This is a genomic window from Altibacter sp., assembly GCF_019913785.1.
Lineage (GTDB): Bacteria > Bacteroidota > Bacteroidia > Flavobacteriales > Flavobacteriaceae > Altibacter.
Window position 1 is genome coordinate 1 of record NZ_JAIOHK010000072.1, and the last position, 23,106, is coordinate 23,106.

A 23,106-nucleotide genomic window follows, 5' to 3' on the forward strand; every position below is an offset into this window, starting at 1 on the left:
CAAGTAGAGTATTATCAATACAAAGCGAATGAACCAAATGTAGCTGTTGATATTGATCGATATCATGTTGGCACAGATATTTATATGCCGGACAATACCAACGGAACTCCGTTTCACAATGAAACATTCCAAGCTGGTGTATTATATGAAGACAATAAGATAATCTCTACAAGTCTTTTCTTTCGATATAATGCCGTGAATGATCATATTGAAGTAAAAGAAAACATTGCGGCTGAAGATACTGAAAGCCAGATCTTAATTAAAGATCCAACCGTATATGTAAAAATTGCAAATGACCTATTGATTTATAATAAGGCCTCGGAGGGTTATTTTCAAATTTTGATTCTCGGAAATAATTTCAAACTTTATAAAAAACTAACGAAAAAATACTATCCGCCCCGACTTGCCAAAAGTTCATTTGAAAAGGAGGTACTCGCAACATTTAAGGATGAGGCTATCTACTTTATAGTTACAAAAAATGAAGAATTCTACGAAATTCCCGCGACAAAAAACAAGAGAGAAAATTTCTTTGCTTCAAAAAAAATAGAACTGAAAAAATTTATTGAAAAGAGTGAACTGGATTTAAATGAAGAGAAAGACCTGATACGTGTTTTTCGATATTTTGACTCCTTTGAAGATATTAATTTGAAATAAAATCCTTCAGGTAATACGGTTCAAAATAGGCGACATCCTCGGTATCGTTTTTTTTATACTTGCTTTCCGCCAATAAAGTCATTTCTCGCGCAGATGGAAACTTTTCCTCCAAAAAAATTGCATTTGAATGGGTGCAAAGTGTTTTAAATTTTTCAACTCCATCTCCAATAAATACCACCTTTCCTTTTTCGAGGTATTCTGAAAAAGAGCCATCATTTAGGATCTCAGCCTCTGTTGTGCGAATTTCTTTCCCTTTAGAAAAAACAGCAGCATACACTTCCATTCTTCGAGCATCCAGCATAGGAACTACATAGATGGCATTCGTGATTGCTTGAAGTGCCAACGACTCTAAGGTAGGAATTGAAATTAAGGGAATGTCCAATGCAAAGCAAATACCCTTTGCTGCCGAAACCCCAATTCGAAGCCCTGTAAAAGACCCGGGGCCCTTACTTACAGCAACCGCATCAAGTGCTTCCATTTTAATGTTTGCATCTGCTAGTACTTGCGTTATAAATGGATGAAGCATTTCGGCATGTGAGTAATTTTTACTAACATCTTCTTGTATAGCAATAGCGCTCCCGTTTACCGAAAGCGCTACCGAACAATTTGTTGTTGCCGTTTCAAGGCATAGGATGCTTGCCATTAGTTTTCTTCTTCCGTATTATCCTTTTCCTCTTTTGGGACGGCGACCTCTACCTTATCACCTGACTTTAAGGTCTTGGTTACCGTATTATAAGGTCCTGTGATGACCACATCATCTTCGGAAAGACCTGAAGTAATTTCAATATTCGAATCATCCTGTATACCCGTCGTAATAACCCGAAGCTTGGCTTCGTCCCCAACCTTCACAAAAACACATTCAAACTTCTCTTCTGAAGAAGAGGTTGTTTCCTTTACAGTCAACTTCTTCGTTGCACTCGTATCCGTCTTTATAACGATTGCGCTAATTGGCACTCCAATTACTTTTTCCTTCCTGTTCGTTATAATATCAACCGTGGCGGTCATTCCGGGTCTAAAGGGAGAATAATAGTCGGGTTTCCCTTCTACAAGATCTTTGTATGATTTGGGAAGGATTCTCACTTTTACTTTAAAGTTGGTGACTTGATCTGCAGATAGCGCAGTTTGTGCCGAATTGGCTATTTCAGTAACAACTCCTTTGAACTCTCTTTTTAGATAGGCATCTACTTCAACGATGGTAGAATCACCGAGGGCAACCTTTACAATATCATTCTCATTCACATCCACCTCTACTTCCATATTGTTTAGATTAGCTACGCGAACAATCTCGGTTCCGGCCATTTGAGCAGTTCCTACAACACGTTCGCCCAACTCCACCGAAAGTTTGCTAATTGTACCACTCATGGGTGCATAAATAGAGGTTCTGGTCAAGTTGTCTTGAGATTGTTTTACGTTGGCCAATGCACTTTGCACATTGTAGAAGGCAGACTGTCTGTTGGCCTGTGCTATTTCATAATCGGCTTCAGATCGTTCCCAGTCTGCTTTCGAAATAACACCTTTTTCAAACAGTGATTTGTTCCGATTATAGACCAGTTCGGCATTTTTCAAACTGGCTTCCGCCTGAGATAACTGAGCACGAATATTTTGTAACCCCGCCTGTGACTGACTTAAGGCTGATTGTATAAGATCCGGATTGATCTTTACTAATAGATCTCCTTTTTCGACCTGTTGCCCTTCCTTAATAGGAAGTTCAATAATTTCCCCTGATACTTCCGAAGATAACATCACTTCTACTTCGGGCTGAATCTTACCTGTAGCCGCAACTGTTTCAATTATATCAATAGGTTCGATCTTAGAAATCTCTACTTCCTTAAATTGCCCACTATTGCCAAACCATCCGGCTTTTTTGCCTGCGATTAACAAAATGACTAGTACTATTACTACACTTACAATGATGATGAGTGTTTTTTTCTTCATAACTAAAATTTTAGTTCGGTTGCGGGTATTCCAAAGTACAATTCCAATACCTTAAGTTTAAAAATATATTCGAATTTCGCACGGTTCAATTCAATTTGTGTATTGTCGTATCTCAATTTTGACTGACTAAAATCGAAGGCATTGGTCAGGCCCACATCATAGCGGTCTTTTGCATATTGAAATGCTAATTCTTGTGATTCTAAGGCTGCCTGAGCCGCTTCGTATGATTTTAAAGCGCCTTTTGTATCGACATATGCCTGATAGACATTGGATTCCAGATCCAATTTTGCCTGTTCGAGCAAATATTCATTTCGCAGTAAACCAATCTTACTGCGCTGCACATTGTTTCGAACGCTTAATCCATTCAAAAAAGGTACATTGAGACGTAATCCGTAATTGATCCCATCGTTGGTATACAATTGGTCAATAAAGTCTAAAGGGTCGGTATCTGCAAAGCGAGTGTCGTATCCAAAAAAAGCGGAAAGTGTTGGATAATAAGCGCCTCTGGCTATTTGGAGGTCTTTTTTAGAAAGTTCAAGATTTTGCTCTGCTATTTTTACTTCGGAACGATTCTCTTTGGCGGCATTTATAATTTCTGAAACATCCATGGCTGAAATACCTTCGTCAATAATAGCGAATTCTTCATCGGCTATGTCAAAATTTGCATAGTCGGTTACCAATAATAGCTGTGCTAAACTAATTTTAGATATGGTGAGCGCGTTCTCTGCAATTGCGATTTGCTGAAGCTCACTCGAATTAGCAGCTTTGATTTCCAATAAATCACCACGTGGTAAAACACCCGATTCCACCAATTGATTGGTGCGCTCTATTTGCTGTAATGTTACTTCATTCTGCGCCAAAACGGCTTCCAAATTTGCCCTATTCAGTAAGATTTGTAAATAACCATTCGCAACAAATAAAGTAATATCGTCGGTCATTTTGGTAAGTCTATATTGACCTGCCAGTTTGGATATCTTAGCTCTTTGCACCTGTCTGAAATTCCGCAGACCGTCAAATATGGTATACCCGGCACTTAATCCTCCTGAAGCAGATAGCAAGGTAGTTGTTTCGGCATTTCCGGTAGTAGGGTTAAAACTTAATCCGGTACTTTTTGAAATGCTGGCACTTCCGTTAAGGGAGGGTAAAAAATTACCGTTGGCATCCCGCATTTCAATTTCAGCCAGCTCAATATCCAAGGCGCTTTGCTTTACCGAAATATTGTTTTCCAATGCGTACTGTACACATTCCTTTAGCGTCCACTTTTTACCTTGTGCGGTAATTGACAGACCAATAAAAAGGAAAAAAAGTAAGGCGGTTATTTTCTTCATACGGTTGGTAATTGCTAATTTGTCTAGTGAATTCCAAATGTGTTACAAAGTTGGGGAAAATAATCCTTAGGCACAAAAAGCTGACTAATTGTTTACTCTTGATTTCTAGCCTTTTGCCTGCTTCTATAAATGGCATAACCAATTCCACCAATTAAAAGGTAGGGGAAGATCATTAAATACAGAATCCCATTATTGATACCCTTCGCGGCTTGGCCTCCATCTTCACTTTCTAATACCGCACGACACATGGCACATTGTGCTTCCGCAGGAAGAGCTGTCCATAGCAGTACCAATAGTATAAAAAGTAGTTTTAACTTCATACAATTAATAATAAGGAGCAATCATCAAATAAACTACCACCCCAGTTATTGCCACATACAGCCAAAGTGGGAAGGTAATTTTTGCAATTTTTTTATGTGCCGTAAAATTCCCTGAAATGGCTCTTACATAGGTGATAAGCACAAAGGGTATAACCAGTATGGACAATAGAATATGGGTTATCAAAATGAAATAATACACATACTTTATAGCTCCTTCCCCTCCAAATTTGGTGGAATCTGAAGTCATATGGTAGGTGACATACATCGCCAAGAACAACACAGACAATACAATGGCTGTTTTCATGAGGCGCTCATGGGTTTTTCTATTTCCTTTTTTAATCTGAATAACAGCAATAATAAGTAGCAATGCCGTAATACCGTTAATGGTGGCATAAATTGGAGGTAAGAATCCCATGCGCTCCACACCCGGAATCCGAACCGAAAACAATACACCAACTGCCACGGGAATTAGAATGGAAAGTATCCAAACCCATACCGTATATTTTTTAGGAGTTTCCGAAAGCTGTTTTCCCATTTTTAAAGCAATTCTTTTATATCCTCTATGATCATTTGTATGCCTTCGGCTTCAAGGCCATCATAATAGATTACCGGGTTTCCGTTTTCGTCTATCCTAGAGCGAATATTGCCGTCCTGATCTATTAATGCAAAAAACCCCGAATGTTCAAATCCACCTTCCACCTGTGGTGCATCTCCAACGTATAAATTAAATCCTTGGTTTGCCAAGCTGTGAATTTTTTGTTTGTCTCCCGTTAGCAAATGCCAATTCGGATTGGTGATTTTATAGCTTTTCGCGTATTCCTTCAAGATTTTAGGAGTGTCGTACTCGGGATCGATGCTAAAAGAAGCAATAGCCACATTGGGATTGCCGTAGAATTCATTCTGAATTTTCACCATATTCTCGTTCATAATGGGGCAGATCGAGGGGCAGGTTGTGAAGAAAAATTCAACAACGTAAACCTTTCCTTTATAGTCTTCATTGGTGATGGTCTTCTCGTCTTGATTGGTAAAGCTGAAATTGGGAACCTTGCCGATGGTTGCCAGCTCTGCACCGGAAAAATGATCGACTATTTTAGGAACGGCCCAAATTCCAAATAAAAGAATAATAAAAGATATTCCTATGTACGAATAATTTTTCATCTCAGCTCCTTATATTTCTCGTTTTCCCTTTTTATATTTTTTTAATTCCATTCTATATTCAGCCAAGATCACTTTGATATCATCGCTCATTTTATTGTTGATCTCGGCCACATCTCGTGCATCAAAACCGAAAAGCAAGCCCACATCTTCATCATCATCCCTGCCTCGCAGGTTAACTTCCTTGTCAATGATAAAAACATACGGAGTGCTATAATCTGCATCTAAAGTGATATTTGATTGCAGCGACTGAAATACCTCCTCTATGGCTTCGGTACTTCCGAAAGCGAATTTCCATTTTTGAGTATCGGTTATTTCGCTCAACTTAGTTTTAAGGCTAGCTGCCTGGGACTCACTCCCCTCCGGAAGTAAAAAAACAAACTGAAAATCGGAAAATCCATGGTTCTTTTGATAGACCTTATGTGTTAGGTTATACGCGTTGGCATCTTTAGAAGTAGGGTTACTTCCGAAGAAACCCAAAACCGTTATCTTATCCTTAAATTGAACCGCAGTTCCATCTAAAGCTTTAAAAGAAGTAAGCTCCGAAACTGACGGGGTTAATACGGGAAGTTTAGCAAAGTTGTTAACTCCTGAAGCAAAAAAAATATACACGGTAATAGGCAATAAGAACAGCACGCCTAATACGACAAACTTCTTTATTTGATTGGGTTTATTCACGCTGCAAAAATACAGTCTAATTTGGGCATGACCAACCTTTGAAAGTTAATTTTTTTTGAATAGAAATGATATAAAAAAACCCTGTGTAAACAGGGTTTTAAAATAGTTCTTAGGAGCTGTTAAAAATTAAATTTTACATATCCGCTCTTATACACGTCGAAGATATAATCGCCCTCTATCAACAGAATTATAACTAAATAGCAGATCAAGAATACGGCGGTCCAAACTACAGCTCGACGCAATGATTTCTTTTCGTCGCGCATATGCATGAAATCCCATGTAATATAATATGCCTTTACCAGTGTTAATACAATGAATATCCAGTTAAGAAGTTTCATCGCTAAGAAGCGGTTTCCGGTCAATACTTCAGGCTTTATAATTCCCAACGCAACTTCTATTACAGTAACAACCGAAAGGAAGGCAAAAACCCCCCAAATCTTTGCTTCATTCGACTTGAATTTAATAAGTCCTCTAAAAATTTCTAATTTATGATCGTGTGCCATTTCCTGTTAATTATGCTTATACAAGGTAAAAGAAGGTAAATACAAATACCCAAACTAAATCTACAAAGTGCCAATAAAGCCCTACTTTTTCAACCATTTCGTAGCTTCCTCGCCGTTCGTAGGTACCAATAATAACATTAAAGAATATAATGATATTGAAAATAACTCCTGAGAATACGTGAAAACCGTGGAATCCTGTTATAAAGAAGAAGAAATCGGCAAATAATGGTGTACCGTATTCATTGTGTTTCAAATTGGCTCCTTCAACGACCAACTTTCCGTCGTTTACTACCTTATCAATAGACTCTGCTCTAGACAATACAGTTGGATGTCCGTGTTCATCAAGGTACTGCGTTCTAACTAACAAATTATCATTGGCCAAGAATCCGGCTTTTACTTCTTCGAAGGTGAAAGAGGTTTGCGTATCTTCTTGCATATACCAAACGCCGTTGCCTTCAACATGCGATTCTTTGGTAGAAGGCAATTCTATGGCAAAGTCGGCAATCGCTACACGCTCTCCATCTGTATTTAAAAACTGTACTATTTTTCCTCCTTTGGTTTCGATAGCACCGTAATCTCCTTTAATAAAGGTAGCCCATTCCCAAGCTTGAGATCCCACAAAAATCGCTCCCCCAATAATGGTAAAGAACAAATACCAGATCACTTTATTCTTCTGCATTTTATGCCCTGCATCCACGGCTAGTACCATGGTTACCGAGGAGAAAATAAGAATAAATGTCATAAACGCCACATAGTACATAGGGGCATCTACTCCGTGTAAAAACGGAAAGTGGGTAAATACTTGGTCGGCAATTGGCCAGGCATCAATAAACTTGAATCTTGAAAAGCCGTAAGAGGCTAGAAATCCTGAAAAGGTTAAGGCATCTGAAACGATGAAAAACCACATCATCATTTTTCCGTAGCTGGCGTTTAAAGGTCGGTTTCCTCCACTCCAGGTTTTTTCTTCGGTACCTGTTTTAGCAACAGTAGCTTCCATACAAAGAATTTGGTTTTAAGTAAAGCACAAAAATAGGTATTATTTTTATCTAACGAAACATCCTTAATTAATTTATCAAAATACGATCGGATTATGTCTCAATGAAGTAGGGTTAGTTCTTCAAAAATCAACATATTATCGCACAAAATAGAAAAATAAAAACAGATAAATCCACAGAATATCAACAAAATGCCAGAAAGTTGCAGCTAGTTCTATTCCAAGGGTTTTACCTTCCATATACTTTAGTTTATAATGATTATAAATTACAACAAGTAAGGATATTAAGCCCGCACCTATATGTGCCATGTGCATTAATACCACCAAATAAATAAATGAAGTGGTAATGGTACTCTCGCTACCTGTAAAGTAATAACCGTTTTCAATGATTTGGGAAAAACCTAAGAATTGAAGGTAAATAAAAATAATACCTAATACCAAGGTGGCTACCATTAGCGCCATTCCCTTTGAATTTTGTTCGCGCTGCACAGCAACCTTGGCAAAATGCACTGTGATACTACTTAAAAGAATTACCGCCAAACTTATAAAAAAGGCTTGTGGAATTTCGAAATCGGTGAGCCAGTCTGGACGTTCCTTACTCACCACATAGCCACTCGTGATACCCGCAAAGCTCATGGAGAGGCTTATAATTCCAAACCAGAGCATCATTTTTTTTGCGCGTCTTATTTTAAGCTCTTCTGTTTTATTAGTATCCTTCATTATCTTAAAAATTTATCAAGCACAAAAATTACCTGAAGTAGTGTAATATAGCTCACGCTTGCCAGCATAAGTTGTTTTGCCACTTTTTCGGTCTTCAATCGATAAAGGCGTATGGCATAATAGATAAATCCAACCCCTAATAGACCAATAATTACAGCCGATACAGGAGTAATGTACAAATTGCCGGTAACGCCCGCGGCTGGGATTAAAGACGCCAAGACCGTCCAAACAGCATAAAGTACAATCTGCAATGCTGTTCCTTTATCTCTTTTCCCATTGGGAAGCATATAGAACCCTCCTTTTTTATAATCTTCGAACAAAAACCAGCCAATAGCCCAAAAGTGAGGAAATTGCCAAAAGAACTGAATCATAAACAAGGTGCCCGGCTCAATCCCAAAATGGTTGGTAGCGGCCACCCATCCCAACATAAAAGGAATGGCTCCAGGGAATGCCCCTACAAATACAGAAAGGGGGGTTCTCGTCTTTAAAGGCGTATACAGGCTCACATACATAAAGATAGAAATAGCACCAAACATTGCCGTTTGTGGGTTAATGATATACAATACGGCAATACCTATAAGTGTCAGTACACTCGCTAAAACAAAAGCACTGGACACAGTCATTCTCCCTGCCGGAAGTGGCCTATCCTTAGTGCGATCCATCAGCCCATCCACATCGCGTTCAATGATTTGATTGTACACATTTGAAGCTCCTACCATACAATAGCCTCCTATACACAGCAATAATAGGATATAGAAATCTATCGTTTCTGCGCCCAACAAATAACCGGCCACCGAAGAGAACACCACACTTACTGAAAGGCGTACTTTTGTGATCTCAGTAAAATTTCTGATAATCGATTGTGGCACAGATTGATTTTGGCTAATTGACAAGCTCATTTTTTTAGTGCTGCAAAGATACACCTCCCACTTATTTATTCACAATTTATATTCTATATTCTTGTTATTTTATTTCAGCTTTTTTAGTAATTTGAACCCTCTAAAAAAACATACTCTCATGCGCTTAAAATCACTCATATCTATTTCGTTTTTATTCTCATTCTTTTTTATAACTGCTCAAAATGACGGAGGCGAAAAGGACGGAGTCCGACTCATTCAAGTTAAAGATAACATCTATATGATCGAAGGAAAAGGAGGAAATATAGGTCTTAGCTTCGGAAATGATGGCGTCTTTATGATCGATGACAAATTCGCAGAAGATTCCGAAGATATTTTAAAAGAAATCAAAAAGAAGGACAAGAATTTGGTTCAGTTCTTAATCAATACGCACCATCATGGCGATCACACAGGAGGAAATGCAAACATGAAAGAAGCGGGTGCTACCATAGTAGCTCATGAAAATGTACGGAAACGCCTGACCGAATCTTTTAAAAATGCGTCTAGCAAGGCAGAAGGAGATACTCGAAAGTTACCTACTATTACCTTTACTGAAGACATGACCTTTCACTATAATGGAGAAGAGATCATGATCTTTCATGTACATGATGCACATACAGACGGCGATGCTATTGTCTATTTTACAGGAAGTAATGTTATCCATACAGGAGATGTCCTTTTTAATGGCAAATATCCATTTATCGACCTTGATAACGGTGGCAGTGTGATGGGATCCATTAGAGCCTTAGAAAAAATAGCCATGTTAGCCGATGAAAATACGATAATCATACCCGGCCATGGGAATATTGCATCAAAAAACGATCTTGAAGCTACTGCAAGTATGCTTAGCGTATTATACAGGCGAGTTTCGTATCATTACGTGAATAAGAAATCGGAGGCCGAAATTATTGCGATGCGTGATTTTACGAAGCGGTATGACGAAAAAGGCTTCGGAAATGGATTTATTAGTACCGAAAAAATGCTACAAACCCTTTATAATGATGTAAAGAAAAGTCGTGGGGCAATCGATAAACGAACCTTAGAAGAGCAGCTTCAAGACAAAGTCCGTCAACAGAAGGAAAAACTAGAGAAAGATAAAAATTAATCTTCTTTCTAAAACGACTTAGAAGTCGTAGTACCAGTTAAACAAATCTGTTCTAATTCCGAAATTCACCCAAGTAGTTTGATTTTCGAATACCTGCTCCGTATCGATAGTGGGTTTAAAATCTCTAAAGATCACACTTCCGTATACTTTTAAATTGGTTGCCGGATTCAGTAAATATCCAACCTGAAGTTCGGCATGAAGAAAATCGGTGGTATTCCCTTGGGCAATTTCATTTCCTAAATCATTAACACGATTATCTTCATCACCGTAAATATCGCTACCGTAAAAGAAGGAATCTTCAGCAGTGTTAAATTCAAATCCGCGCTTGGCAACAACTATTTTTGCATCTCCAAAGATCCTTCCTCTTTGATATCTCGCTATGGCAATAAATTCAGAAAAATTTGCTCCTAAGGTATGCGCCATGGATTGATTGTTATGCCCGTAGTTTAGTACAATGGTATTGTGCGAGTAGGTAAAGGGACGAACTCTGTTATACTCACCCTGAAGATATAGATTTTTTATTCCGAAGGCATCATAGTATTTGGCGCCTATCTGATATCCTGTCTTGTTCTTATAGCTGCCATCACCGCCTAACACATCGCTGGATGAAAATTCATCGATAATCAGCTGGGCATACGCGTTCACGCGGTCTGTGAATTTAAACTTAGCACTTAGACCGATCAATGCATTCCCTCCTCTCGATCCTGTGGAAAATTCAATAGCTCGGTAAAAAATAATGGGATTGATATAATTGAAATCGAAACCACGATCATTATCGTTTTCCCATAATACCGATTCGAACAAACCGATATTTAGTCGCTTGGTGATATTGTAACTCAAATAATGATTCGCCAAGTACTTGGTGCGAAAGGAACCGTCCTGAGTCACATCCGACCGTACATCCCGCAAGGACATCCAGGTATTGGTGTATTTCAATTTCCAAAAAGTGGTATTTATTTTAAAGAAGGGATATGGACTCGCGTTATCACTCATTAACAAAGACCTATAACCATCTCCTATGAATTGTTTACCGTGTCCCAATTGGATATTAAAATAGGAAGAAGGGGTGTATGAAACATGCCCGGTCGCGATAGGATAATCGTATGAATCGGTTTTAAAGGTCTTTGCGATGCCTCGCCCGGGAATAATTGCAGGATTTCCTCCATCCGGATTGATAGATTCGGCGTATCGATTAAAATAATCTGCAAAACGGCCCTGACTTTCATAGATCACGGCAAAAAAGCTGATGTCTTTGCCAATACCTCCCTGGGTATAGACCAGTCGTGTATTGTTATAGGTGTCAATTTCTGCGTCTGTATCTTTTCCAACTTGTAAATCCACTCCGGGATCGAGCGTTAACCAATAGCCTTTCCCCTTTAGTGTCACCATGTGTTCGTTCCACCATTTTCGACCAAACCAGGAGGTCTTATTCTTTAGCAACTTTTGGTTTTCAGCCTCAAAATTATAGTACTTATTCACTTCGCTATAAATAAATGGCTTTTGTGCTGTGTGGTTATTTTGACCCACTCTGTTTAAGGCAGGATCAAACAGGCTATAGTTGTGATGTGAAAGCGGAATGTTAATATTACTGACATATTCTTCATTTGAATACGGCAGGTTTTCGATGGCATCGTATTCATTTTTTAAGGCGGCTACTGTTTCTTCCTCCGAAAGTGCCTTCGTCTTTTGTACTGTTCCTTCTGAAAAGGCTTCAAGCGCCGGTTTCTGTAATGGAATTCGAATGGGCAGTGTAAACTGCACATAGGCCGGATTACCATTATACGTTGCGGGCTTTATCTTTGGCAAGCTTTCAAAAACGCGTTTTGCTTCGTCCTTTAGCTCGTTGTAGATTCCGTCGACATACAATACCTTAAATTCCCCCTCTTTATTTACTTCAAAAAAAACGGAAAGGTTTCCGGTGTAATTTTCACTAAACACTATGTCTGGTGTTTTAAAATTGGAATAAACAAATTGTTGCAAGGTATGATTAAAACAATTCTCAAGGGCCCCTATAGATACTTCGGCGCATTCCGGAAAGACGGGATATTTTTCAAAGCTCGAAGAATTGGTTTGAGCTATTGTTATGCTAGAAATCAATAAAATCAGGAAGTGAGTCGTTTTCTTCATCGGATAGTGACATGATTTGGTGATGGAAAGATACGTTTTTTTTAGTATGTCACTCATCAAAAAAACCGCCTCTTTTTAGGAGGCGGCTGTAGCAATCTTATTCTATAATCACTGTAATGGGGACTCGGTAAAGCACTTCAACATTTCTACCTCCCTGACGCCCCGGTTGCATTTTAGGTAATTTATTCACCACGCGTGCTGCTTCTTCCGCCAAGTTCTCATCTTTTGCACGTGCCATAATATCGGTTACATTTCCAGAAGCATCGATCTTAAATTCAACATCGATCCGTTGCGGTTTCCCTGAATTATTATCTGAAGAAGTATCAATATTAAATCGGTTTCCGATAAACTTTTTGATCTTTTCAGACATACAGGCTATCTTCTCGTGGTTGGTAGCTAAGGCTTCACATCCCGGGAAAACGGGCACAAACTCTACTCCAATTATTGACTTTGGTTTATTATCCAATGGCGGAATTGCAGTCGTATTAGTTAGTGATGTGTCCACTGGAGGCGTGTCGGTAGAAGCTGTTGGGCTCTCGGTCACATTTGTAGTTAAATCACTTATCGATTTTATTTTTGTGAGGGACGTAACTTGCTTAATAGGCTGTCTTTCCAGAGGCTTTACGGGTGTCACAACAGGTTTAGGTGTTTCATCCATAATCACAATGTTATGAAAGCTTGGTTCTTCCAAATAGAAATCCTTCTTGGCAACATATGTACCGGAAGAAAAACCAATCGTACTCTCCATGACAAGAAATACTGCAAGTAGGCTAATGATGACTCCTAACTGGAAGAAAAGTCGGGAATTCCATGCAATGTTAATACGCTTTTTATCCTCTCTCTTTGAAAGCATTTTTGGTCGGTTGCTTTTAAAAATGTTTACAGATGGTTTCATAACATTTGTATTAAGGATTCATAATATCTTTATAATACAAGTGTTATGCCAAAAAAAGACCCCGAGCATTTTGCTCGGGGTCTTTATATCCTATTTTATCTAAAAACTATTCTACTTGGAATTTAATTGGCAAAGAGTACAACACCCCAACCGACTTTCCGCGTTGTTTACCAGGTGTCATTTTAGGAAGTCGCTTTATAACTCGAACCGCTTCCTCCTCTAATTTAGGGTGTGGAGCACGTGCCTGTACATCGACCACGTTTCCATTTTTGTCAATTTTAAATCGAACAAAGATTCGTTGAATTCCTTCCAATCCAAGATCCCCTGCTAAATCTCCATTGAACTCCTTTCTAACAAATTTATCAATTTGCTCAGACATGCACGCTTTCTTGGCGTTGTTACCACTTGCACTTTCACAACCCGGGTAAATTGGTACGTTTTCAATAACTGCAAATGGAACATCTGCGATTTCTTCTTCAATTGCTTCCTCGATCTCTTCGATCTCAACAATTTCTTCCTCCTGACTGGTTTCAGTAGACTCAATGATCGTCTCTTCAACTTCGTCTTCATCTTCAACAACTTCTATAACTTCAGGAGCCGGTGGCGGAGGTGGTGGAGGTGGTGGAGGTGTGATTTGTTGTGTAATTGGAATTTCTTCCTCTAACTCGTCACTCACGGCCAGGGTATCTGTCTCCAAGGACCTGTCATATGTTTTATATTCAATGGCGCCCCATGCAAGAAGGAGCATAAGGATCATCCCTAATTGAAAGAAAAGCATACTTCTTCGACTTAGATCTGCTTTTGGATTTTTCTTCGGTTCCATAATAGTGTTTTATTGTAGTTGCTAAAATATATAAAAGTATTGTAATATAAAACGAAATTTCCTTTTTAACCTATAACTATTTTCTGTCTTAGAGAAAAAAGATAAAGGCACATTAAAAAATAAAAGGCCGTCGAAAATAATCAATACAACAATTCACAAAACGCGATTGCATATGATAGTAAGACACAATTATTATGCCATAGAAAAGGTATAAGGCGATATATGACTGGGTAATTCCTTAGTTAGTTTCCACATTGAAAACAATAGGCAGTGCATACAGAACTCCCACAGGAACGCCTCGCTGCATTCCGGGAGTCATTTTAGGAAGTGATTTTACAACCCGGACGGCTTCCTCTTCCAATTTCGGATGAGGTGCGCGTGCGTGTACGTCTACCACATTTCCGTTCTTATTAATTTGAAACTTGACATAAATTCGTTGCCGACCTTCTAGTCCGAGTTCACTAGCAAAATTGGTGTTAAACGAATTTTTTACAAAATCTTCAATTTTTTGTGACATACACTGTTTTCTGGCTTCATTGTCACTTGCGCTTTCACATCCGGGATATACAGGCACATTTTCGATTACCGCAAACGGCACATTCACAATTTCTTCCTCCTCTACTTCCTCTTCAATAATATCTTCGACATCCAATATCTCGGCGTTTTGGCTCGTCTCGGTAGATTCGATAACCGATTCTTCTATTTCGGATTCATCTTCTACCGCAACAATTACAACCGGCACTATTGTAGGGGGAGGAGGAGGCGGGGGAGGTGTATTAATGGGATCTGTGATTGGAATAATTTCCTCAAGGGTCTTAGATACATCGACCCAATCTGTTTCAAGACTTGATCTATCGACTGATTTCCATTCTAAGACCTGCCATGTGATGAGCAACATCACAATCATACCTATTTGAAAAAAAAGGATACTTTTTTTCCCTAAGTCATAATTCGGGTTCTTTTTGATTTCCATTTGTAGATTGTTTAGGCATAATGGAAATTCTGTTCTGAAGTTTCCAAAACACAAACAGCCCCAGTAAACTACCAACCCCATTTGCAACTACATCGAACAGGTCGAAAGTTCGAGTTAGTGTAAACCAGTGCTGAAATGCTTCTATCACTACACCGTAGCAAAAGCATGCTATTAAAACTACAAATACAATTCTGGAAGAAATATGATTTTTGTCATATCTGAAACCATACCACAGCCAAACAAAACACAATAGCCCATGTATAGCAACATGCGCTATTTTGTCGAAAAAAAGAATATCTAATTTAGGAATTTCGGAAGCCGGCGTAAAAAAAATCGCCGTGATGCACAGGGTATAACAAATCCCTATCCACAACAGGTTCCTAGGCTCCGATAATTTTTTTATAATCGGCATCATTCAAAAGATCCGCTATCTCGTCTGGGTTGGAAATTTTCATTTTGATCATCCAACCGTCCCCATACGGATCTGAATTTACTTTTTCCGGTTCCGACTCAAGGCTTTCGTTAAATTCAATAATTTCGCCCGATAAAGGCAAGAATAGATCAGAAACTGTTTTAACCGCTTCAACAGTGCCAAAAACGGCCTCCCTATCTAAGGTTTCATCAACAGTTTCTACTTCAACATATACAATATCACCCAATTCTCCTTGGGCAAATTCGGTGATTCCAATGGTGGCAATATCACCATCTATACTAATCCATTCATGGTCTTTTGTATATTTTAAGTTTGAAGGTACACTCATAGCTAATTAATTAATAAGGTTGTTTATTTAGTTTCCGAAGTTATAACGAAGGGTTAGTCCGCTTCTAATCGTGGTTTGTGGAAATGCCGTCGAAATGGCATATTCTGAGAACGTATGATCGTAATAGAACAAGGCCGTTAGATTTTTGCTCAAGGCATAGTCTGCCGAAAACTGAAGCCCATAAATGGTCTGCCCAGCAGTTGTTTGATTGTTCGCAATATCCAGATAGCGAATAATGGTTTTATTATCTCTTCTCGAAAGATCTATTTTAAAGTTTAAATCGCTCTTAAGTATCTTCTTTTTACCACCAAAATTAGTTCCTACTTTTAGGTCTTTAATTCGATAGCCTAAGCCTAATACAATTTCGTTTCCTTGAATTTCGGTCATCAAATTATTGGCAAAGCTCAACGAGAGCGCTCTGTCCTTTCTCAATTCGGCCAATATTTTAACCGAATTTTTCATTTCGAAATCAATTCGGATTAAAGGTGAAAATTGCTCGGTAAGGTTTACGTTACTCAAGAACACTTCACTTTTGAAATTTCCAGATTGATCGACCTCTTCGGGATTGTTAGGGTCGTAATCCAAATTGGTTTGGAATTGGTTTACGGTGTAATTAGCTCTATAACCATGTTGTACAGAAAAACGCTTAAATCGTTTTTTAAACCAATCCAAATTCATTAGACCTGTATACTTGACATCCCAGTTTGGTAAGGGAACGTCTCTAAAAATACCTGTTTTCTCGTTGGAAGCATCACTCCCTCTGTAGGCCGAAATAAAGGCCGGCAACAATACATTTTGACTCGTTTTCCCGAAGCCAATCGGATAACCGTCTTCATCTCTTGCAAAGCCGGTTCCGTTATAGAATTTTTCAGCCAAGCGATTTGCTATTATCAATCTATTTGTTCTGAAATCGTCAAATGGAGCCGAATTGGTTTCATCACTTGAAGAAAAGGCCGTTTTAATAAGCAAGGTAGAAATGTTGAAATTCCCGAAAGTGCTTGGCGTCAAGGAACGGTATAATCCATCCTCAACTATGTAGTTTTCGGCATAGTTTTCAGAATAAATTCTACTTCCGTTTAAATCGATCTTTAAATCGGAGATCAATTCGATATTTACCTGTGCATCCAATTGTTTACTTTCTACCTCGGTATATTGTTCATTAAATTCAGGATAGATCGTTAACCAACCCTTTCGAGCTGCCAAGTCTCTAATCTCAGCCTGACTACCGAAGGTGAAGCCGGCTGTTGGTTTTAAGGTTCCCGCAAATCCAACGGATGGTGTATATCCGGGTAAGAATATCCCTTGATTTTCCTGATAATTTAGCTGTATTTTCTTTATAGAAGTAACGAGTCCAATAAGTGTATTTACCGCTTTATCCCCGCCACTTAACGACCCAGAGTTTGCGCCCGCACCTGTATTTCCAGCATTTCCTGCACGTCCTCCTAATGCGCTCTCTTCATTCTTAGACTCCTTCTCCTTTTCTTCGGCACCACCTTTTCCTGCCTTTATTTCGGCACCTGTTTTTACATCTTGGCCGCCGGAACCTCCACGACTTCCTGCCGTAATTTTGGTAAGACCCACATACTTGTAGAAGTTATTCATATCAAGGGTCGAGTTAATTCGATGCGTACTTGCATTCTGTACCGAATTACCTAAGTTGTAATTTTGAGTGGTCCCGTCACTAATAGTAATTGGGATATTATTGAACAGATCACTTCCATCCTCCCATTGGAAATCTCCAGTATATGAATAGGTAGCACGGATAAACTTTAAGAATGGAAACTTACTAAACGGCAAGTCATAATTTACCTGAAGTGATTGGAAATGTTGGTTGGGTTCTCCAACATCAAAGAAACCGTCCCAAATACCAATACTATCATCGGCAAGACCTTCGCTGTCAATATAGTTCGTTACAATTCTATTATTAGAAGAGTTAAAATTGAAACGAAGTGATTTTGTTAAATTATAATTTAGAGAATATTGCCAATCAAACAAGAAGTTTCTCTGATACAATGTGGGCAATCCAATATTACCAGGAAGCAAGTTCAACTCTCTAAATTTCTGTTCGTTGTACTGTCGAATAATATTTGAACTAGCCGTAATATTAGTTGGTAAGACGCTGAAATTCAGGTCTTTTAAAAATTGCCAGTATTTTCCATTGAACAAGGAATCATTCTTTTTGAACGGCTCAAAATTAACCGGAGCAAAGTTGAAATTATAGGTTCCGCCTACCCGTACGTTTTGATCTAAAGCCTCTTCAATCTCAAAGTCATGGTGATCTACCTGATTGTACGAATACGAGAAGGTAAAGTTCTCAATATCATAGGGCATTGGCTTTCCTTCTCCGGTACGATCTTTACGCACTCCTATAAAATTCACACTTTGTCGCTTGGTATAATCTACAGATTGTTCTTTGATTTGATCTTTTTCAGCTTGATCTTCTGTATTATCGATACGTGTATCCAATTCGATATCTTGGAATTCAGGGTCGTATTGCGGTGTAATCAGTTCTTCAGCACGACCATAGTTAAACGGTAGTTGAATACCCCATTTAGGAGGTAACAGTTGTCCTAAATTCACATTGGTGACTACATCATATTGTTGAATATCTTCTCTACTGCGTTGGTTAGGTCCCTGTTCAATTGAACCAAACCCTATTGTACTTCTTCCGGCAGTTGCACTTACGGTAGCAAAATCGGCAACGTTGGCGTCCATATTAACAACGGCTGCCCAGCCTCCTTGATTCTTTAATTCTGAAAGGCGTAATTCGTTGAACCAAACTTCACCACAAATTTCATTTGTGGTTGGATTTTTAAGTCCTAACATAATGGTTCTAACATTTCCAAAACTCGGATTCCCTTTAATTCCAATTCGCAAGTCATTTTCCGGACCTGCTGCAGAGCTAGGATCCAAATCGGCTTGATCGAAATACGTGATTTGTGTTGGATCTACATTGGGGTCTCCTAACACCTGCGTTTTTACTTCTTGCAGTAAACGCAATGGTAAATTAAGTCTATTCTCAATAGGCCAAACCGTCTCAGGATTGAGTGACTGAGGCGATATATTCAACGGAATTTCAACTTCGTAAAAGTTCTGTTCTAAGTCAGTTCCCAATCGAATAAATGCAACAAGCTCCCCATCGGCAGGCACTGTTTCATTGTCTAATGCTTCGGCATGAATAAACATTTCGAGGTTTTCATACTGTCGCATATCCACATTGAAATTTTTGTATACCGCACGACCATCTCCGCCTTCCAATCCACAAACACGCAGTAATAAGGACTGTTCGTTCTCACGAATAATATTATTGTTGTTGTTCAATTCTTCTCGAATTACTCCTGGAGGTAATACGTACGAACCACTATTCTCCTCTATACTTACCGTTTCTACTTCAAATAAGGTATCGTCCATGTCAGGATCCTCACCAGTTATATCAAGTGTTTTTGCAAAACGTCTGTAATCACCTCGCACCAATTCCAACACTCCAAAACGCAAGATGGTAGGTTCTCTAAACCCGGTCATATACATTCGCATGAAGCGAATAGATCTTAGATCGGAAATACCGCCAATGGCTGCATCGGCTTGATCTATTGGCACTTTAAATTGTACCCATCGCACATCCACCGTCGAATTGTCCGGCATGGTAATTCCGGTCAATATCTTTTCATCGGCAATAAATTCATTATTATTGCCATTCATATCCCTAGAAATAGGAATCTTGTACTCGTAATAACTGTTTACCGTGTTCATGGTATTGTCACGGTTAATATCTTCAACATCGGGCTGAGCCGTAGAACCTCTGTTGTCATTGGAAACAATTTCTGGCGAGTTTCCTTCGGTCCCATTGTACTGTCGATATCGCTGAACTATATCTCCTTCTGCTTGCAAAAAATACTGGTAGTTATCCCGAGCAGGATCTCCAGTTCCTGCAAATGCAGGGAACATGACCGCTTCGGTAGCATCATTGATACCATCGTAACCGATATCCTGGTTGGTTCGTTCCTGACCTTGGGTATCGAAGGTGTAGACCAGTGATTGGTTGGTTGGTACTTTTCCGTAAATAGTGGGTGTGGTGTTCAGGTCACCACCATCTCTTGGCAATCCATTCTCGTATTGTTTTCTTCCGTCCTTTAAAATATCTTCTGAAATATTACCAAGGTTAAAATATAACTCCCCACTATCATTAATAGACGGATCGTGATAATAGGGATCCATAATCCAAAATTGGATATACTCCACATTAGAACGTTCAAAATCGGTAGTGGTCAATTGCCGCATAATTCCTCCAAAACGTGTCTCCGGATTGGGAAGTGTATTCCCGCCATTGGCCTCCGGATTATAGTTGTAAGGACCGCGTTCACCCGGGTAATATGAGAGATCTAAGGTAAACAACGCCTGTGTCTGTCCTTGTATGATATCCTGTTCGGGGAATATCTCATCTCTAAACACGCGACGTGTGAAGGGTGTAGAAATATCCTCATCGGTAATACCTCCTGGACGCTGACTACTATAGAAAATGGGGTCGATGGTATACCAGTCTAATTTTGCTCTGTTGTAATTGTAAGATAAGTTTGTATTGTCTGCATTGTTATCGAAACGAACCGGTGTACTTGACAAGAACCAAGATAACGGGCTACCCACATCCAATGCGGTTTGAGAGGCTTCAAAATCATCTACATAAACCGTTGCCTTACCGTTGAAATCGGATACTTTAGGAGCGCCCGGCATGAGGTAGGCAAATTCTCCACGGATAGAAAGATTGGATTCAACATCGGTATCGATATTCGGAAGTTTATTCACCAATCTGGTTAAAAAAGGAACTTCGGTTGAATAGATCGCATTGAAACCAAAAACGGTATTATTAATGGGCTCTACGTTGTAGGATGATTTTTGAGTTAGCGGTCGTTCGTTCAGGTTTAAATAAGTGGCTCCAATCTGAAATTTCTTGCTGAATTTATGCTCTACATTCAATCCCGTAAAACGCTTGGTCTGTTGCCCGAATAAGGCGTTGTTTTCAGTTGTAATACTTATAGGTGTGTTCGAATTCAATAAGGCAGGATCCAATATTTGAACACGACCCAATTGGTAGTTTACGGTATAGTCTACTCCTTCAACCAAGGTTCTTCCGTTAGCAGTAACAGTTACCGATCCGGGAGGGATGTTAAAGGCCCCAATTGGAATTCCATCAGCACCAGTCGATTTATAACTTCCCTTTAATTGGAAGAAATTCTTGTCGCTATCTTCTTGCTCCGCTTCGGTTTTGGTCGTCTTATAAAGCGATCTGAAAACGTACTTATTCTGGTTGGCGTTATAGGTAGATGGGTTGTTATAATCTTCCGGACCGCCTTCAGTAAGGTCTAATTTATCAAATAAATATTCTCCGAAAGGCTCAACACTTGTAAATATTATGCGTCCGTTTTGGGTATCGACGGTGACTCCGGGTAGGAAATCGAAGAATCCATCTCCGCCTGTTTGTGGATCGTTGTTAAAATTCAATCTATCCAAATTGAACACTTTCAATAAAACCGTTTGATCCACATCTTCCGGCAAAGCAACTGCCGGGAATTCCTGAGATCCCGGAGCTGGTGTAATATAATTGAGTGGTGACGGACTTGTATACAAAATATTTAATCTGAAATCTTGCTGCTCCAACTGAAAAGCACCTAGGGGGTAGATGTTTTTCATCATCAAATCCCAAATAGGCTCATTGACACTCGTAATATTACTCTTCAATAATTTTACAACAAGGTTCTGCGGAATTCCCTGAATAGGATCTGCATTTGGATCAGGATTTCCGGGATCGCCCCCGTTGATTACCCCTCCTGAAGCTTCTACCCCATCGTTTGAAAACTCCCCTACCTGGTACACTTTTCCATTGACCGTAAACTGAAAGGCAATTGCCAAGACTTCATCGTTGTTCAATCGTTGATTTAAGGAAATATAACCAAGCTGTGAGTTCAATTGATATTCACTTTGTGTAAGCTGTCTGGCATTTTCCAATGTTACGTAGTCCAAACCTTCATTCACAGGAACCCCGCTAAAACCGGCTTGTACCGATGCAATATCACGAATAGCCTCGTTTAAAATAGTTTGCTGAGTTGGGTTGTTGATTCCAAAAGGGTTAAAATCGTTGTTTCCATTATCCGGGAACGAATTACGAGGTCTGTTGATAAATCCACCCGGCGGTACATTCAATCCAATATTCGTTGGATCGGATTCTCCAATATCCTGAATAGCCACTATGTTTCGCACATTTTCGGTACGGTTGGTACGATTGGTGATCCATACTTCCGATCTCGTAATTTGCACATTCGAATTTATAAACGGATACTGGGTTAGGGCTCGGTTATAATTATCTCTAAAATAATGTGCCAAGAAGAAGTGACGGTTCTCGTCATATTCAGAAGCATACAATTCAAAATCTGTTACCGTGGCACCTCCTTCGGCGACTACCGAACGTGTTTCCGATTTTTGTTCAGAAAAAACACCTGTTATTGTTGTCTTTCCAAACTGAAGCTGTGTTTTTACTCCAAATAGGCTTTGTGCACCCTGTATCAACGAACTGTTGAGCGGCATACTAACGTTACCCACCTCGATCTTTTGAATGATATCGTCCTCGGTAGGGGTGTACTCCAGTTTGATTTGATTCTGAAAATCGAACGTAGATTGTGTGTCGTAATTCGCAGTTACTTGCAATCTTGTCCCAACTTTTCCCAGTAAACTTAAGCTAATCCGCTGGTCGAAATCGAAGGATAAATTCTTCCGGTTTCTGGGCGAGAAGGCCGGATTGTCTTGTTTTGTGAAAAGCAACCCTAAATCCATTTCAACGCTACCTTGAGGAATTACCTCAATCGTATTTCCGCCGAAAACAGATTCGAAGAAATTTGAATTGACATAAAAAGTAGGTAATAAGTTTTTCTGTGCTTCTTCACTGCCGTCTTTTCTTCCGTCAGCAGCATCAATTTTTTCCTTAAAATAGGCCTTCATTTGCTCCTTCATGATCAAGTCCTGATATTCGGCAGGAGTAAGGATGATAGGATAGGAAATATTAAAACCTCCCAAGGTTTGGGTATAGATATATCTGTCTGTAATAGGATCGTAAGTATAGAGATCCTGTATACTTTGTGGATTGGGAAGATCTAATCGTCCCATCACCGAACCGGTAGCAGTGGAGTCCTGTGCAACTGCAAGGTTGTAACTGCCAAAAATAATACTTAGAACTAAGAAAAGCTTATTAAA

At 39.3% G+C, this 23,106-nt stretch carries 20 protein-coding genes; 2 read left to right on the forward strand and 18 right to left on the reverse strand.

Features of this window, described 5'->3' with window-relative positions; translation table 11 throughout:
- A partial coding sequence (locus tag K8F54_RS12605) for a hypothetical protein (protein ID WP_290791489.1) occupies positions 1-654 on the forward strand: 654 nt, incomplete at its 5' end.
- On the opposite strand, the gene tsaB is transcribed toward K8F54_RS12605, so the two are convergent.
- The 11 genes from tsaB to cyoE form a co-directional block, all read right to left on the reverse strand.
- Complete coding sequence (gene tsaB / locus K8F54_RS12610; RefSeq protein WP_290791491.1) at positions 641-1,297, reverse strand: tRNA (adenosine(37)-N6)-threonylcarbamoyltransferase complex dimerization subunit type 1 TsaB; 657 nt, start codon at positions 1,295-1,297, stop codon at positions 641-643. The two genes, K8F54_RS12605 and tsaB, sit on opposite strands and share 14 nt — an antisense overlap.
- Positions 1,297-2,589: an efflux RND transporter periplasmic adaptor subunit gene (locus tag K8F54_RS12615; RefSeq protein ID WP_290791493.1), complete on the reverse strand. Its 1,293-nt coding sequence runs from the start codon at positions 2,587-2,589 to the stop codon at positions 1,297-1,299. Before K8F54_RS12615 ends, tsaB begins: the two co-directional genes overlap by 1 nt.
- Positions 2,590-2,591: 2 nt before the next feature.
- Positions 2,592-3,917 carry a TolC family protein gene (locus K8F54_RS12620; RefSeq protein WP_290791495.1) on the reverse strand — a complete coding sequence of 442 codons (1,326 nt, stop codon included), beginning with the start codon at positions 3,915-3,917 and terminating at the stop codon, positions 2,592-2,594.
- Positions 3,918-4,009: 92 nt separating this feature from the next.
- Entirely contained in the window at positions 4,010-4,237 is a 228-nt protein-coding gene (locus K8F54_RS12625; protein WP_290791497.1) for a hypothetical protein, read from the reverse strand.
- Between the two features lie 4 nt (positions 4,238-4,241).
- Positions 4,242-4,772, reverse strand: coding sequence for a DUF420 domain-containing protein (locus tag K8F54_RS12630; RefSeq protein WP_290791499.1), 531 nt, complete (start codon positions 4,770-4,772; stop codon positions 4,242-4,244).
- 2 nt (positions 4,773-4,774) lie between these two features.
- Positions 4,775-5,395: an SCO family protein gene (locus K8F54_RS12635; RefSeq protein WP_290791501.1), complete on the reverse strand. Its 621-nt coding sequence runs from the start codon at positions 5,393-5,395 to the stop codon at positions 4,775-4,777.
- Between the two features lie 9 nt (positions 5,396-5,404).
- Positions 5,405-6,070: a hypothetical protein gene (locus K8F54_RS12640; protein ID WP_290791503.1), complete on the reverse strand. Its 666-nt coding sequence runs from the start codon at positions 6,068-6,070 to the stop codon at positions 5,405-5,407.
- Between the two features lie 119 nt (positions 6,071-6,189).
- On the reverse strand, positions 6,190-6,573 hold the full coding sequence (locus K8F54_RS12645) for a cytochrome C oxidase subunit IV family protein (protein ID WP_290791505.1): 384 nt from the start codon (positions 6,571-6,573) through the stop codon (positions 6,190-6,192).
- Between the two features lie 16 nt (positions 6,574-6,589).
- Positions 6,590-7,570, reverse strand: a complete 981-nt coding sequence (locus K8F54_RS12650; RefSeq protein WP_290791507.1) for a cytochrome c oxidase subunit 3 — start codon at positions 7,568-7,570, stop codon at positions 6,590-6,592.
- A 135-nt stretch (positions 7,571-7,705) separates the two neighbouring features.
- Positions 7,706-8,287: a cytochrome c oxidase subunit 3 gene (locus tag K8F54_RS12655; protein WP_290791509.1), complete on the reverse strand. Its 582-nt coding sequence runs from the start codon at positions 8,285-8,287 to the stop codon at positions 7,706-7,708.
- A complete protein-coding gene (gene cyoE / locus K8F54_RS12660) occupies positions 8,287-9,186 on the reverse strand; it encodes a heme o synthase (RefSeq protein WP_290791511.1) in 900 nt (299 codons plus the stop codon). Before cyoE ends, K8F54_RS12655 begins: the two co-directional genes overlap by 1 nt.
- Before the next feature lie 118 nt (positions 9,187-9,304).
- Here cyoE and K8F54_RS12665 point away from each other — a divergent pair, with 118 nt between their 5' ends.
- Positions 9,305-10,288: an MBL fold metallo-hydrolase gene (locus K8F54_RS12665; protein WP_290791513.1), complete on the forward strand. Its 984-nt coding sequence runs from the start codon at positions 9,305-9,307 to the stop codon at positions 10,286-10,288.
- 18 nt (positions 10,289-10,306) lie between these two features.
- Here the strand turns inward: K8F54_RS12665 and K8F54_RS12670 are convergent, their stop codons facing one another.
- The 7 genes from K8F54_RS12670 to sprA all read right to left on the reverse strand — a co-directional run bounded on the left by K8F54_RS12670 (position 10,307) and on the right by sprA (position 23,076).
- Positions 10,307-12,472 (reverse strand): gliding motility protein RemB, encoded by a 2,166-nt coding sequence (locus K8F54_RS12670; RefSeq protein WP_363299825.1) that lies wholly within the window; start codon positions 12,470-12,472, stop codon positions 10,307-10,309.
- 40 nt (positions 12,473-12,512) lie between these two features.
- Positions 12,513-13,310 carry an energy transducer TonB gene (locus K8F54_RS12675; protein WP_290791515.1) on the reverse strand — a complete coding sequence of 266 codons (798 nt, stop codon included), beginning with the start codon at positions 13,308-13,310 and terminating at the stop codon, positions 12,513-12,515.
- A gap of 106 nt (positions 13,311-13,416) precedes the next feature.
- On the reverse strand, positions 13,417-14,133 hold the full coding sequence (locus tag K8F54_RS12680; RefSeq protein WP_290791517.1) for an energy transducer TonB: 717 nt from the start codon (positions 14,131-14,133) through the stop codon (positions 13,417-13,419).
- Between the two features lie 238 nt (positions 14,134-14,371).
- Positions 14,372-15,106 (reverse strand): energy transducer TonB, encoded by a 735-nt coding sequence (locus K8F54_RS12685; RefSeq protein ID WP_290791519.1) that lies wholly within the window; start codon positions 15,104-15,106, stop codon positions 14,372-14,374.
- Positions 15,078-15,521, reverse strand: coding sequence for a VanZ family protein (locus K8F54_RS13960; protein WP_363299828.1), 444 nt, complete (start codon positions 15,519-15,521; stop codon positions 15,078-15,080). Before K8F54_RS13960 ends, K8F54_RS12685 begins: the two co-directional genes overlap by 29 nt.
- Entirely contained in the window at positions 15,487-15,867 is a 381-nt protein-coding gene (gcvH, locus tag K8F54_RS12690; protein ID WP_290791521.1) for a glycine cleavage system protein GcvH, read from the reverse strand. The genes K8F54_RS13960 and gcvH overlap by 35 nt, the downstream gene beginning before the upstream one ends.
- 27 nt (positions 15,868-15,894) lie before the next feature.
- Positions 15,895-23,076, reverse strand: coding sequence for a cell surface protein SprA (gene sprA, locus K8F54_RS12695; RefSeq protein ID WP_290791659.1), 7,182 nt, complete (start codon positions 23,074-23,076; stop codon positions 15,895-15,897).
- Positions 23,077-23,106 lie beyond the last annotated feature (30 nt).